The 13,398-nt window shown below is 52.6% G+C and carries 17 protein-coding genes; 4 read left to right on the top strand and 13 right to left on the bottom strand.

Annotated features, from left to right (window positions below; translation table 11 throughout):
- Positions 1-34 precede the first annotated feature (34 nt).
- The 5 genes from ACE15A_RS06660 to ACE15A_RS06640 form a co-directional block, all read right to left on the bottom strand.
- On the bottom strand, positions 35-988 hold the full coding sequence (locus tag ACE15A_RS06660) for a transketolase family protein (protein WP_053530040.1): 954 nt from the start codon (positions 986-988) through the stop codon (positions 35-37).
- Positions 981-1,811, bottom strand: coding sequence for a transketolase (locus ACE15A_RS06655; RefSeq protein ID WP_001103274.1), 831 nt, complete (start codon positions 1,809-1,811; stop codon positions 981-983). The genes ACE15A_RS06660 and ACE15A_RS06655 overlap by 8 nt, the downstream gene beginning before the upstream one ends.
- Positions 1,808-3,199 carry a PTS ascorbate transporter subunit IIC gene (locus tag ACE15A_RS06650; protein ID WP_001804488.1) on the bottom strand — a complete coding sequence of 464 codons (1,392 nt, stop codon included), beginning with the start codon at positions 3,197-3,199 and terminating at the stop codon, positions 1,808-1,810. The genes ACE15A_RS06655 and ACE15A_RS06650 overlap by 4 nt, the downstream gene beginning before the upstream one ends.
- A gap of 20 nt (positions 3,200-3,219) precedes the next feature.
- A complete protein-coding gene (locus ACE15A_RS06645) occupies positions 3,220-3,492 on the bottom strand; it encodes a PTS sugar transporter subunit IIB (protein WP_000699818.1) in 273 nt (90 codons plus the stop codon).
- An 81-nt stretch (positions 3,493-3,573) separates the two neighbouring features.
- Positions 3,574-4,017, bottom strand: a complete 444-nt coding sequence (locus ACE15A_RS06640) for a PTS sugar transporter subunit IIA (protein WP_023178231.1) — start codon at positions 4,015-4,017, stop codon at positions 3,574-3,576.
- A 252-nt stretch (positions 4,018-4,269) separates the two neighbouring features.
- Here ACE15A_RS06640 and ACE15A_RS06635 point away from each other — a divergent pair, with 252 nt between their 5' ends.
- Positions 4,270-5,289 carry a LacI family DNA-binding transcriptional regulator gene (locus tag ACE15A_RS06635; RefSeq protein ID WP_000026946.1) on the top strand — a complete coding sequence of 340 codons (1,020 nt, stop codon included), beginning with the start codon at positions 4,270-4,272 and terminating at the stop codon, positions 5,287-5,289.
- A gap of 5 nt (positions 5,290-5,294) precedes the next feature.
- Here the strand turns inward: ACE15A_RS06635 and yfcD are convergent, their stop codons facing one another.
- From yfcD to yfcF, 3 genes are read right to left on the bottom strand one after another with little or no spacing between them, the layout of a single operon-like run.
- Positions 5,295-5,849 carry an NUDIX hydrolase YfcD gene (gene yfcD, locus ACE15A_RS06630; protein ID WP_000230215.1) on the bottom strand — a complete coding sequence of 185 codons (555 nt, stop codon included), beginning with the start codon at positions 5,847-5,849 and terminating at the stop codon, positions 5,295-5,297.
- Between the two features lie 56 nt (positions 5,850-5,905).
- The gene (yfcE, locus tag ACE15A_RS06625; RefSeq protein ID WP_023248517.1) at positions 5,906-6,457 is read right to left on the bottom strand and encodes a phosphodiesterase; all 552 of its coding nucleotides are present in this window, start codon (positions 6,455-6,457) and stop codon (positions 5,906-5,908) included.
- A gap of 55 nt (positions 6,458-6,512) precedes the next feature.
- Positions 6,513-7,157, bottom strand: a complete 645-nt coding sequence (gene yfcF, locus ACE15A_RS06620) for a glutathione transferase (RefSeq protein WP_023248518.1) — start codon at positions 7,155-7,157, stop codon at positions 6,513-6,515.
- A gap of 142 nt (positions 7,158-7,299) precedes the next feature.
- Here yfcF and yfcG point away from each other — a divergent pair, with 142 nt between their 5' ends.
- Positions 7,300-7,947: a GSH-dependent disulfide bond oxidoreductase gene (gene yfcG, locus ACE15A_RS06615; protein WP_023248519.1), complete on the top strand. Its 648-nt coding sequence runs from the start codon at positions 7,300-7,302 to the stop codon at positions 7,945-7,947.
- Between the two features lie 133 nt (positions 7,948-8,080).
- Entirely contained in the window at positions 8,081-8,974 is an 894-nt protein-coding gene (locus ACE15A_RS06610; protein WP_023248520.1) for a TIGR01777 family oxidoreductase, read from the top strand.
- Positions 8,975-9,025: 51 nt separating this feature from the next.
- Here the strand turns inward: ACE15A_RS06610 and hisP are convergent, their stop codons facing one another.
- The 5 genes from hisP to argT form a co-directional block, all read right to left on the bottom strand.
- Positions 9,026-9,799 (bottom strand): histidine ABC transporter ATP-binding protein HisP, encoded by a 774-nt coding sequence (gene hisP, locus ACE15A_RS06605; protein WP_002954133.1) that lies wholly within the window; start codon positions 9,797-9,799, stop codon positions 9,026-9,028.
- A gap of 13 nt (positions 9,800-9,812) precedes the next feature.
- Positions 9,813-10,520, bottom strand: a complete 708-nt coding sequence (gene hisM / locus ACE15A_RS06600; RefSeq protein ID WP_053507767.1) for a histidine ABC transporter permease HisM — start codon at positions 10,518-10,520, stop codon at positions 9,813-9,815.
- Positions 10,517-11,203, bottom strand: a complete 687-nt coding sequence (locus ACE15A_RS06595) for a histidine ABC transporter permease HisQ (protein WP_023248522.1) — start codon at positions 11,201-11,203, stop codon at positions 10,517-10,519. The genes hisM and ACE15A_RS06595 overlap by 4 nt, the downstream gene beginning before the upstream one ends.
- Before the next feature lie 181 nt (positions 11,204-11,384).
- Positions 11,385-12,167 (bottom strand): histidine ABC transporter substrate-binding protein HisJ, encoded by a 783-nt coding sequence (gene hisJ / locus ACE15A_RS06590; RefSeq protein ID WP_053507768.1) that lies wholly within the window; start codon positions 12,165-12,167, stop codon positions 11,385-11,387.
- Between the two features lie 236 nt (positions 12,168-12,403).
- Positions 12,404-13,186 carry a lysine/arginine/ornithine ABC transporter substrate-binding protein ArgT gene (gene argT / locus ACE15A_RS06585; protein WP_023248524.1) on the bottom strand — a complete coding sequence of 261 codons (783 nt, stop codon included), beginning with the start codon at positions 13,184-13,186 and terminating at the stop codon, positions 12,404-12,406.
- Between the two features lie 77 nt (positions 13,187-13,263).
- On the opposite strand from argT, the gene ACE15A_RS06580 reads away from it, so the two are divergent.
- Entirely contained in the window at positions 13,264-13,386 is a 123-nt protein-coding gene (locus ACE15A_RS06580) for a hypothetical protein (RefSeq protein WP_254893403.1), read from the top strand.
- Positions 13,387-13,398 lie beyond the last annotated feature (12 nt).

The following is a 13,398-nucleotide window of genomic DNA, read 5'->3' as shown; positions in this document are numbered from 1 at the left end:
TGAGCATCAGCGTCATCCGGCAATATCTCCATGATTAAAGCATTGATTTCGCTGCTTCTACAATCGCGGCGGCGGTGAGTCCGTACTCTTTTTGTAAGAAATCCTGCGTTCCTACCTGCCCATAACGCTCTTTGACGCCAACACGGCGCATCGGCACCGGGCAATTTTCCACCAGTACTTCCGCCACCGCTGACCCTAGTCCATTATGGATGCTGTGGTTTTCACAAGTGACGATACGCCGCGTTTTTTCCGCGTAGTTTTTCACCAACATGCGATCGATAGGCTTTAAGGTGAACATATCAATGACCGCAGCGCTCACGCCTTCCTGCTCCAGTTGGCGCGCCGCCTCCAGCGCCTCAGCCACCATAATGCCGTTAGCGATAAGCGTAATATCATCGCCTTCGCGCAGTACGTTGCCCTTGCCAATGGTAAAGGTAGAGCCTGGCGCATAGATACTCGGCGCCTGCTTACGGATGGTACGCAGCCAGTAAAAACCGTCCAGGTCCATTAGCTGGCGTAAAATATCCGCGAACATCACCGCATCCGTCACCTCCAGTACTACGGAGTGCGCCAGCCCGCGAACAATCCCCATATCTTCAAAAGACATATGGGTGCCACCGTTATGGCACGCCGTCACTCCGGCATCGGAGGCGATCACTTTGACGTTGTTACGCTGATAATCCAGCGCCATAAAGAGCTGGTCAAAACAGCGACGGCTGGCAAAAGCGGTAAAGGTATGCACAAACGGTTTGCGACCGGTCAGCGCCAGTCCCGCCGCCGTGCCAATCACATTCGCCTCCATAATACCGCAGTTAATGACATGCTGCGGGTAGTCACGCGCCACGCTGTCCATCGCCATCGAGCTCATTAAATCAGCCTCAAGCGCAATAATTGGGCTTCCGGCCTCAATCTGCCTGGCGACAAAACCGGCGTAAACTTTGCGCATTTCGATATCGTCTTTAAGCCCTGCGGGCGCAAGCTTAATCATGCGTGACCTCCAGTTGATGAATGGCCTCATTGAGCGTCTGCTTCATGTCATCCGTCAGGCGTAAATGGTGAGAATTCGTTAACTGCTCCAGGCATGGCACCCCCTGCCCTTTAATGCTGTCAAGGATCACTACCCGTGGTTGGGCATCGGCGGGCGGCACTGGCTGAACGACCGCCAGTAGCCCGGCGATATCATCGCCTTTGACGGTGACGACATCGAAACCAAACGCGCGGAATTTCCCTTCCAGATCGAACGGATTGATAATCTCCTCCAGCTCGCCATCAAGCTGCTGTTTGTTCCAGTCAATGAAAACGGTCAGATTATTCAGGCGGTGGTGGGCAATAAACTGAAACGCCTCCCAGCACTGCCCTTCATTCAACTCCCCATCGCCGACAATGCAAAATACCCGGTTGGGTCGCCGCGCCAGTTTATGCGACAGCGCCATACCGCCCGCAATAGAGATACCCTGTCCCAGTGAGCCGGTCGTGGCGTCCACGCCGCGCGTTTTTAGCCGATCCGGATGGCTGGGCAGACGGGTGCCGTTCTGGTTAAGCGTATTCAGCTCTTCGCGCGGGAAATAGCCTTTAATCGCCAGGGTACTGTACAAGGCGGGGCCCGCATGGCCTTTCGACAGCACGAAGTAATCACGCTCCGGCCAGTCCGGGTCGGCAGGGTCGATTTTCATCACCGCGCCGTACAGAACCGCCAGAGTTTCTACTACCGACATGCTGCCGCCATAGTGACCAAAGCCAAGATGGGTTAAGGATTTGAGCGTGGCGACGCGAATCTCGCGCGCCAGTTGGGTGATTTCGGTTACGTTCATTCTTTCGCTCCGCTATTTTCCTGCACTTCGGCATTCGCTTTTTTGTTTTTGGCCAACACGTTGTACGCCACCAGTAGCGCAAATAGCGCCACCACCAGCCCCGTGATAGCCATCGGCGACAGATAACGCGCCAGGTTGCCCAGCAAAATACCGATTGCGCCAAAGTCAGCATCCGAGAACGTGGTATTGGCGAAGCCGATCGCGCCGAGAACCGGCAGTAACAGCACTGGCAGGAAAGTGATTAATAACCCATTAGCAAATGCGCCGATCATCGCGCCACGACGACCGCCGGTGGCATTGCCAAAGACGCCTGCGGTCGCGCCGGTAAAGAAGTGCGGCACTACGCCAGGCAGGATCAGCACAAGCTTCATCTGTCCGAGCAGGAAAAGTCCCACCAGTCCACCGAGGAAGCTGAACAGGAAGCCAATCAGCACCGCGTTAGGGGCATAGGGATACACCACCGGACAGTCCAACGCCGGTCGTGCGTTTGGCACCAGTTTTTCTGAAAAACCGGTAAAGGCCGGAACAATTTCCGCCAGAATCAGACGAACGCCTTGTAGAATGATGAACACGCCGGCGGCGAAGGTGATCGCCATGATGATGGCGTACACCAGATAGTTTTGCCCACCGCTAAACGTCGCTTCGACATAGTCACGCCCTGCGCTGACTGCCATGATCAGATAGATAATCATCATGGTCAGCGAAATTGAGATAGAACTGTCGCGCAAAAAACTGAGGTTTTTCGGCAGGTTCATCTCTTCCGTGGAGCGGGAGCCTTTACCACACAGGCTGCCAATCCAGCCGGAAAGCACATATCCCAGGGTACCAAAGTGACCAAACGCAATGTCATCGGTGCCGGTAATCCGCCTCATATAGCGCTGGGCCAACGCCGGGAAGAAGGCCATCACCAGTCCCAGGATCAGCGATCCGGTGAATACCAGCCCTACGCCCTCGAAACCCGCCACGGTCAGGATTACGCCAATCATACAGGCCATGTAAAAGGTGTGATGCCCGGTCAAAAAGATATATTTAAGACGCGTAAAGCGCGCCACGACAATATTGGCCACCATACCAAATGCCATAATTAACGCCGTGGACGCGCCATATTTCTCCAGCGCGATTGAGACTATCGCTTCATTATTAGGAATTATGCCCTGAATATTAAAAGCGTGTTCAAACATACCACCCAGCGGGTTTAATGAACCCACCAGTACGGTTGCGCCGCCGCCAAGCACAATAAAACCTAAAATAGTTTTAATCGTGCCTTTTACCACATCGGAAAACGCTTTTTTTTGCGCCACCAGACCAATAAGAGCAATTAACCCTACAAGCACCGATGGCACTTTTAAAATATCAACAACAAAATTCAGCGTTTCAAGGATAAACATATCCACCTCGCCAGCAAAAATTATTGTTTAGCGAACCATGCGCGCAGTTGCGTTTCCAGTTCGTTGATGTCGATGATGTTATTGATCACCACCAGTTGGCTTTCCGGTACGCTGGCGCTGGCCGCGATATCTTTGGCCATTACAAAAAGATCGGCGGCCCCGGGCGTGGCCGATGAGAGATCGGAGTGTTCCACCTCGGCGTCAATATTGAGTTTCTTTAATACTTTTTTAATGTTCATTTCTACCATAAAACTACTACCCAGGCCGGAACCGCAAATTGCCATGATTTTCATTATTGTCACCTTTTAAAAGTAGAGTCGGTCTGCATCACGCACGGGCGCAATGTTATTTACAGCAAAAGAAATGTAATAAAATCAGAAACGATCAATAATCTTTTTAATGTCCTCCAGGTTTTTTGCCTGATGTAATTTTTCCATATCTACATCACTGGAAAATAATTCCGCCAGCGCCGATATCATTTCGATATGACTGTGCTTATCAGGCGCCGCCAGCATAATAATGATGTCAACCGGATCGAACTCGTCTGCGCCAAATGAAACGCCGCGCTGTAGTTTCAGTAACGATAAACCTAACCCTTTCGCCCCCTCTTCCGGCCTCGCATGCGGCATCGCTAACCCCGGCGCTAATACATAATACGGCCCAAGCTTTTGGTGCTGCTGAACAATCGCCGTAATGTATTCCGGTGCGATAACGCCTGCGTCCAGCAGGGGTTTGCCGCAAATTTCCAGCGCCTGCGGCCACGCTTCCACGCTCTCCTGAAGCGTGATGGTTGCGTCAGATAACCAAGTTCCCAGCATGTTATTCGCCCCCACGGTGTATCAAATTATGAACAAACTTTATTCAAGCCATTCGATATTAGCTGCGATCGTTATCACAAAGATAGCGCTACCAGAGACTATTACTCAGAATTGTGATAGCGCTATCAAATTAAAATCATCGTGTGAAATCACAGCAAAAAAAAGGATTTAAGGCGTATACTGCCAGTCATGCGAAGCAAAGAACGACAATAAAAAAGCATCTCAACATGTTGTAATGACGCAGGAATTTGTATGTCGATACCCCGTAAACGGCGTAGTACTGGTAAAGTGACTATCGCCGATGTAGCCCAACTTGCCGGTGTAGGCACGATGACCGTATCACGAGCCTTACGTACGCCGGAACAGGTCTCTGATAAACTCCGGGAAAAAATCGAAGCGGCAGTGCATGAGCTGGGCTATATGCCTAATCTCGCCGCCAGCGCACTGGCGTCTGCCTCCTCGCACACCATCGCGATGGTCGTACCGAACCTTGCGGAAGCGGGGTGTTCTGAAATGTTTGCCGGGCTGCAACAGATTTTACAGCCCGCAGGCTACCAGATTATGCTGGCGGAATCGCAGCATCGCGTAGAGCAAGAGGAGAAGCTGCTCGAAACGCTGCTGGCTTCCAACATTGCTGCGGCGATTCTGCTTAGCGTCGAACATAGCGATACCGTGCGCCAGTGGCTGAAAAATGCCTCTATCCCGGTGATGGAGATGGGCGCGATTCGCAGCGATCCTATTGATATGAATATCGGCATTGATAACGTTGCGGCAATGTATGAGCTGACGGAAATGCTGATTCAGCGCGGTTATCAGAATATCGGACTGCTGTGCGCCAATCAGGAGCAGTGGATTTTTCAGCAACATCTGCATGGCTGGTACAAAGCGATGCTGCGCCACCATATGTCGCCCAACCGGGTAATTAATGCCGCCTTGCCGCCCAATTTTTCTACCGGCGCATCGCAACTGCCGGAGTTTTTACTGGCGTGGCCGGAGCTGGACGCGCTGGTATGCGTATCGGATGAGCTGGCCTGCGGCGCGTTATACGAGTGCCAACGACGGCGTATCAAAGTTCCGGACGATTTAGCGGTTGTCGGGTTTGGCGATAGCGATGTCAGCCGGGTCTGCCAGCCGCCGTTAACAACAATGGCCGTACCGCATCGTAAGATTGGCAGCGAAGCCGGGCGGGCGCTACTGGAAAGGTTAAATCAGGGAAACTGGAGCGATCGAAAATCCATCGCCTCCAGTTTATGTATGCGGGAAAGCTGCTAAGATGCTTATTCCGTCTCTTCCGGTTTCTCCTGAAGCGCGGCTTCGTTTTTGGCGTTGCGGGTCATCCACAGCGCCAGCGCTTTCAGCGAGTCCGGCGTAAATTCATCACAGCGCGCGGTGATCTCCTCCGGGGTCAGCCAACAAACTTCGCTGACTTCATCTTCCTGAAGCGCGAAAGGCCCGTGGGAAACGCAGCTAAACAGCGCGCCCCAGACCCGACAATGTTGGTCTTCAAAGTAAAACAGACCGTGTTCGGCAAACGGCACGCCTGCAATACCCAACTCTTCTTCCGCTTCGCGGCGGGCAGATTCCAGTAGCTGCTCATCAGCCTGGACCACGCCGCCTGCGGTAGCATCTAACATACCGGGCAAAAAATCTTTTGTTTCGGTACGACGCTGCACCAGAATTTTACCCATACCATCGTGAACGACGATATACGTCGCACGATGCCGTAAGCGTTGCGCACGCATCTGTTCCCGGCTGGACTGTGCAATGACTTCATTATCTTCATTCACAATATCCACCCATTCCGTACTTGCCAAACGACGCTGTTCCACCATCAGGAAACCTTCTTATTTCTGGCGCTCTTACGGCGCATTTACGTTTGTGAGGTAAATTACGAGTTAATTGCGACCTGCGCAATGATACTTTGATCATTGAGTGCGATTACGCTCAACACATTATCATCCAGAATGCCGTAGCTTGCCGCATACCCGCCTTTCGGGATGCTCACCGACCCAGGATTAAAGTGATACAGCCCTTCCTGCTGTTGCGCCACCGGCAGATGCGTATGACCATAAACCAACACATCGCCAGCATGCAGAGCGGGCAGATTCGTCGGCCCGAAGAGATGCCCATGCGTTAAAAATAGCCTCCTCTCTTGCGTCAATATTTGCTGCCACGGCGCAGTTATCGGGAAATGCAGTAGCATCTGATCCACTTCGCTATCGCAGTTGCCACGCACGGCAATAATCTGCGTCGCCACCGCATTCAGGCGTTCGGCAACCTCGGCGGGCGCATAGCCTTCAGGCAGCGCATTTCGCGGGCCGTGGTTAAGGACGTCGCCCAATATCACCAGCCAACGCGCGCCGCTTTGCGCGAACCGCTCAAGCACGCGTTCCGTGGCGGGTAAAGAACCATGAATGTCCGATGCGAACATCAGTTTCATCGCTCACTCCTCGTTGTGAAAAACGGCGTTATGATACTGGAATATGAACAGATTTTCAGCCTGAACGCTTCGAGGAAAGCGCAATAAAACGCTGTACGGAAGCACGTTGCCACTGGAACGTCGCATACGCCGCCAGCGACGCCGGCACGTCATCGCCATGCAGCGCCAGACGATTGATCATCAATGCCAGATCGGTATCGGCAATGCACCATTCGCCAAATAAATTTTGCGTTCCCTGCCCCAATAGCGCTTCAGCCGTCGCAAACAGTTTTGCCGCGCTGGCTTTTCCAGCCTCGCTTAGCGGCGCTTTTTTCGCCCCGGCAAACACCACGTCGGTAGGCCGTTCTTCGCGAAGCGGCAGTAAATCGCTGCGTAGCCACGCCTGAATCTGTCGCGCGCGGGCGCGTTTTTGTAAATCGTGCGGGTAGATACGCTCCCACTGCGGCGGCGCGAAACGCTCCTCCAGGTATTCCGCAATAGCGGACGACTCGCTGAGCTCAAAATCGTCTGTCTCAAGCACTGGTACGCGCTGCGTCAGCGCATATCCCCGCCAGCCAGGTTGCAGATGTTCTCCCTTGCCCAGATCGCGGGTTTTCAGCGTAAAGGAAAGCCCTTTTTCTTGTAACGCCACCCAGGCGGACAATACGTAGGGAGAGAAAAAGTTCGCATCCGACCACAGCACAATAACAGGCTTACTCATAATGTCCTCTTGAGGGCGTATTAGATTTCTCCCCAAAATATAGCGTCTTTCGCCTGCTGTCACCTGATGAAAACTCACACACGTCAGGAGGCTTTCTATACTTAATTCAGCCCAGACTATTTACGCACATGCAGGAGCCAAAATGATTGACCTTTACTACGCCCCCACGCCCAACGGGCATAAAATAACGCTGTTTCTGGAAGAGGCGGAGCTGGCGTATCGTTTGCTAAAAGTGGATATCAGCAAGGGCAATCAGTTTCGCCCCGATTTTTTGGCTATCTCTCCCAATAATAAAATTCCTGCCATCGTCGATCACGCCCCGACAGACGGCGGTCAACCGCTTAGTCTTTTTGAATCCGGTGAAATTCTTCTCTACCTGGCGGAAAAAAGCGGCAAACTGCTTAGCGGGGAGCTGCGTGAACGCCATACCACGCTGCAATGGTTGTTCTGGCAGGTCGGCGGGTTGGGGCCAATGCTGGGCCAAAACCATCACTTTAACCACTTTGCGCCGCAGGCAATCCCCTATGCGATTGAACGCTATCAGGTTGAAACGCAACGCTTATACAACGTTCTGAATAAACGCCTGGAAGCCTCCCCATGGTTGGGCGGTGACCACTACAGTATTGCGGATATCGCCAGTTGGCCGTGGGTTAACGCGCATCAGCGTCAGCGAATCGATCTTGATACATACCCGGCGGTGTATAACTGGTTTGAACGCATTCGCACGCGTCCTGCGACAGCGCGCGCTATGTTACAAGCGCAACTGCACTGTAACAGTACGAAAGAGTAACGCGGCACTATTCTCATGTATGATGTGGAGGTTGATAAACGGAACAAGCCTGCAATGGCACAGCCTGACGCCATTATTCGTATTAAAAACCTGACATTAGGGAAGAGGTAATCCTCCCTACTCTGGAGGTCATATGCAGATTCTGATTACCGGCGGTACGGGCCTGATTGGGCGTCACCTTATTCCTCGGCTATTAACACTGGGGCATCAGGTGACGGTCGTTACGCGCAATCCCGATAACGCGCGTCAGATTCTTGATTCCAGAGTGACATTATGGAAAGGGCTGGCGGAACGTGAGCACCTCAATGAGATTGATGCCATCATCAATCTGGCGGGCGAACCGATTGCCGACAAGCGCTGGACGTCGCAACAAAAAGAACGGTTGTGCCAAAGCCGCTGGGCTATCACGCAAAAGTTGGTGGATTTAATTCATGCCAGCGCAACGCCGCCCGCGGTGTTGATATCCGGCTCCGCCACGGGCTATTACGGCGATCTGGGCGACGTTGTCGTCACTGAAGACGAACCGCCGCACAATGAATTTACGCATAAACTTTGCGCCCTCTGGGAACAGATTGCCTGTCGCGCGCAGAACGACCAGACCCGCGTCTGCCTGCTGCGTACCGGCGTCGTCCTGGCGCCGCAAGGCGGGATTCTGGGGAAAATGGTTCCGCCGTTCCGCCTCGGTCTCGGCGGTCCGGTGGGTAATGGTCGGCAATACCTGGCCTGGATTCACATTGACGATATGGTCAACGGCATCCTGTGGCTGCTGGATAACGATCTTCGCGGTCCCTTCAATATGGTCTCGCCGTATCCCGTCCATAATGAGCAGTTTGCTCATGCGCTGGGTCGCGCGCTGCGCCGCCCGGCGATTATTCGCATTCCGGCGACGGCAATTCGCTTATTGATGGGAGAGTCGTCAGTGCTGGTACTGGGCGGACAGCGGGCGCTGCCAAAACGGCTTGAAGCCGCCGGATTCGCATTTCGCTGGTATGATTTAGAAGAGGCGCTGGCGGATGTGATTCGCTAGTTCCCAAAGCGCCTTATCCTACCCGGTAAGCGACGCGCCGCCGGGTTTCTTTTATTTCAGCGAGCCTTTCAGGAACTGCTGTAAACGCGGGCTTTGCGGATTGCCGAACACCTGCTCCGGATCGCCCTCTTCTTCAATTTTCCCCTGATGCAGAAAAATAACGTGCGAAGAGACATGGCGGGCGAAGCCCATTTCATGCGTGACCACCACCATCGTTTTGCCTTCTTCCGCCAGTTGTTGCATGATGCGCAACACTTCGCCGACCAGTTCAGGATCGAGCGCCGAAGTAGGTTCATCGAACAGTAAAACGTCAGGTTCCATCGCCAGCGCGCGCGCAATAGAAACGCGCTGCTGTTGGCCGCCGGAAAGATGGACAGGATATTTTCCCTGAGCGCGCTCATCAATCCCCACCTTCGCCAGATATTTCAGCGCCCGCTCGCGCGCGTCGTGCTTGCTTAATCCCAGTACCTGAATCGGCGCTTCCATCACATTTTCCAGCACCGTCATGTGGCTCCAGAGGTTAAAGTGCTGAAACACCATCGTCAGGCGGGTACGCAACAAGCGTAGCTGATTTTTATCCGCCACTTTGAGCTGTCCGTCTTTGTCACGCACCAGATTAATGTTCTGACCGTTCACGATAATCGCGCCTTCGCTCGGTTTTTCGAGGAAGTTAATGCAGCGCAAAAAAGTGCTTTTACCGGAGCCGGACGAGCCGATGATGCTAATCACATCTCCGGCGCTGGCCTGCAGCGATACCCCTTTCAGCACTTCATGACCGCCGTAGCGTTTGTGCAAATCGATAACGTTTAATTTATTTTCTGACATCATGTTACTCGAATTATTTAGAGGACACGTGCTGCAACCAGCGTCTTTCCGCCCAGCGGAACAGGCTTATCAGGACATACGAAATGAGTAAATACAACACGGCGGCAATGCCAAACGCGGTAAACGGCTGGTAAGTCGCTGAGTTAATATCGCGGGCGATTTTCAACAAATCCGGCACCGTCGCGGTAAACGCCAGCGCCGTAGAGTGCAGCATTAAAATCACTTCGTTGCTATAGGCAGGCAAGGCGATACGTAATGCCGACGGCAAAATAATGCAGCGATACATTTTAAATGACGAGAAGCCATAGGCCCGTGCCGCTTCAATTTCACCGTGCGGCACCGAGCGAATCGCCCCGGCGAAAATCTCCGTGGTGTACGCGCAGGTATTCAGTGTCAGCGCCAGTACGGTACAGTTCAGTCCGCTGCGAAAAAACGCATTAAGAAGGTCAGTGCCTTTAACTATCTCCAGCGTATACATCCCCGAATAGAACACCAGTAGCTGTACGTACAGCGGCGTGCCGCGAAAAATATACGTAAACAGCCAGATGGGAAAACGGATGAATTTATTACTGGAAACGCGGCCCACCGCCAGAATCACCGCCAGAAAACCGCCCATCACCACCGATGAAATTAACAACCACAGCGTAATCGCCACACCGGTAAAACGATAGCCATCCGTCCACAGCAGGGATTTCCAGTACTCCTGAATAATCTCAATCACAGATCGGCCCTCTTCACGCCCACGGAATAGCGACGCTCAAGTAAGAGCAGCACACCATTGGAGACGGTGGTAAATACCAGGTAGATAAGTCCACAGACCACGGCGAAATAGAAAGGCTCCCAGGTACTTTTACCGGCAAGCTGCGTGGCTTTGACGACATCTTCCAGGCCCAGCAGCGACACCAGCGCCGTCGCTTTGAGTATCACCTGCCAGTTATTGCCGATCCCCGGCAGGGCGTAACGCATCATCGCCGGGAACATAATCCGCCGGAAGGTTTTCCCGTGGGTAAAACCAAAGGCCGTCGCCGCTTCGATATGGCCTTTCGGCACCGCCATAAATGCGCCGCGAAAGGTTTCGGTAAAATAGGCGCCGTAGATAAAACCGAGGGTGATAATACCGGCTACCATCGGATCAATATCTATCTGGTCGATACCCAGCGAATCGGTCACCACATTAAGCGCGATTTGCAATCCGTAAAATATCAGCAGCATTAATACCAGATCCGGCACCCCGCGAATCAGGGTGGTGTACCCTTCAAAAATAAGCCCCGTTACCCGGTTTTGCGAAAGCTTCGCCCCCGCGCCGACGAGACCGATAAGCACGGCCAGCACCACGGAACTGAGCGCCAGTTCCAGCGTGACGATCGCGCCTTGTAAAATTACGCCTGAAAACCCGTACAACATGCAGCCTGTCCTGTTGTGTGTGGTGAAGTAAGAAGCCTCTTTTGCATTTTTGCCTCACATCACGCCGGATGGCGGCTGTGCTTGTCAGGCCTACGACGCTCCCCGTAGGCCTGACAAGCACAGCGCCATCAGGCAATGCAGACGATCAACATTCTCTGGGCTTTATCTGCACCGACGGTGATTAACCGCCATAAACATCAAAATCAAAGTACTTTTTCGCCAGCTTTTCGTAAGTACCGTCAGCACGCATTTCAGCAAACGCGTTGTTCAGCGCTTCACGCAGCTCGTTATCCTCTTTGCGCAGCCCCATACCGGTTCCTACGCCGAACAACTTCTCATCTTTCACCGATGGACCGCCGAATTTGTAGTCTTTTCCGACGGGCTGTTTAAGGAAACCTTCGCTGGCGGCGACCTCGTCCTGGAACGCCGCATCAATACGACCAGCCGTCAAATCGGAATAAATGTTGTCCTGCCCCTGATAAGAGACGATCTCAATCCCTTTCGGCGCCCAGTGCTCGTTGCCGAAGGTCTCCTGCGTTGTCCCCTGTAGCACGCCGACGCGCTTGCCTTTCAGCGACGCGATGGTCGGCTGGATATCCGAGCTCTTCGCCACCACCAAACGGGAATCGGCGGCGTAAAGCTTGTCGGTAAACGCGATCTCCTGCTGGCGCTTTTCAGTGATGGACAGCGAGGACATGATGGCATCAATTTTCTTCGCTTTTAAAGATGGAATCAGCGCATCCAGCGGGTTTTCCACGAACGTACACTGTGTGTTGATACGTTTGCACAGTTCTTTGGCCAGATCGATATCAAAGCCGACCAATTCACCCTGTGCATTTTTGGATTCAAACGGCGCGTAAGTCGGATCGGTACCGATACGAATCTTTTGTGGAATAGCGGCAAATGCTGCGGTAGCGCTGGAAAATGCCAGAACCAGAGAAAGGGATAACGCCAGTTTTTTCATAACTATCCTCAACAGACTGTCTTTATAGGAGATCTTTACAGATCCGATGCGGCTATCGTGCCATTAATCAGGCCGACAAGGCAAAGCATTCTACCTTGTCAGCCGGTTTATTTTGCATAAAAATCGATTAAGTATGCATTTATGCGCCTGTTCCGCAACGGCTTATGCACCAAAATGGTGCAAGGCATCTATTTTGCACCGTGATAGTTCCCCAACGCGGTGCGTTATCCCTTCTCTCAATCGCCGTAGACATTAAAATCGAAGTACTTTTTGGCCATTTTGTCGTAAGTTCCGTCCTGGCGCAGTTCCGCGAGCGCTTTATCAAACGCAGCTTTTAGCTCGGTATCGTCTTTGCGCAGCCCAACCCCCGTCCCGTCACCAAAATATTTTTTATCCTTCACGGAAGGGCCGGCAAACGCATATTCTTTACCCGCTGCCTGCTTCAGAAATCCTTCGCTGGCGGCGACTTCATCCTGCAATGCCGCATCCAGACGACCCGCGGTCAAATCGGAATAGATAAGATCCTGGTTGGCATAAGCCACCACATCCACGCCTTTAGTTCGCCAGTTATCATTGGCGTAAGCCTCTTGCGTGGACCCTTGCAGCACGCCGACATGCTTGCCTTTCAGTGCTTCCAGCGTCGGCTGAATGGGGGAACCTTTTGCCGCAATCAGGCGTGAATCCGCCGCGTAAAGTTTGTCGGAAAACGCGATTTCTTGCTGACGTTTATCGGTGATAGAGAGCGATGAAATAATGGCATCGATTTTTTTCGCTTTTAGTGAGGGAATAAGCGCATCAAAATCGCTGGCAACCCAGATACATTTCACCTGCATACGCTTGCACATTTCATTACCGAGATCGATATCAAAGCCAATAAAGTCGCCTTTAGCATCTTTCGATGAGAAAGGCGCGTAGGTGGTATCCGTTCCAATACGAACCGTTTGCGGGAGCGCGGCGTAGCTGGCCGCCGCCGCGCCCAGACCTATCAGCAAAGACAAAGCGAGAACGGTCTTCTTCATACATACCCCTCAAGTGGCGTCATTTTCTTATGTTTTACGTGGTGTTGTGTGTTTGCAGACTTTTTCATGCAGGTCTTATGCCATTTTCACGTCAGCAAAACGATTTGACGTTAAATTTGTTAATAAAACGTTGCAATATTGTCCTGGTGTTGAAGATAGCAGGTATGGCGGTTGAACCGCAGCGTTTCGGCGGCTTTTAACGAATTAAATGT

This window comes from Salmonella sp. HY31 (assembly GCF_042604575.1).
Lineage (GTDB): Bacteria > Pseudomonadota > Gammaproteobacteria > Enterobacterales > Enterobacteriaceae > Salmonella > Salmonella diarizonae.
The sequence above is the reverse complement of the archived record's forward strand: the minus strand, read 5'-3'. Positions and strand labels throughout refer to the sequence as shown.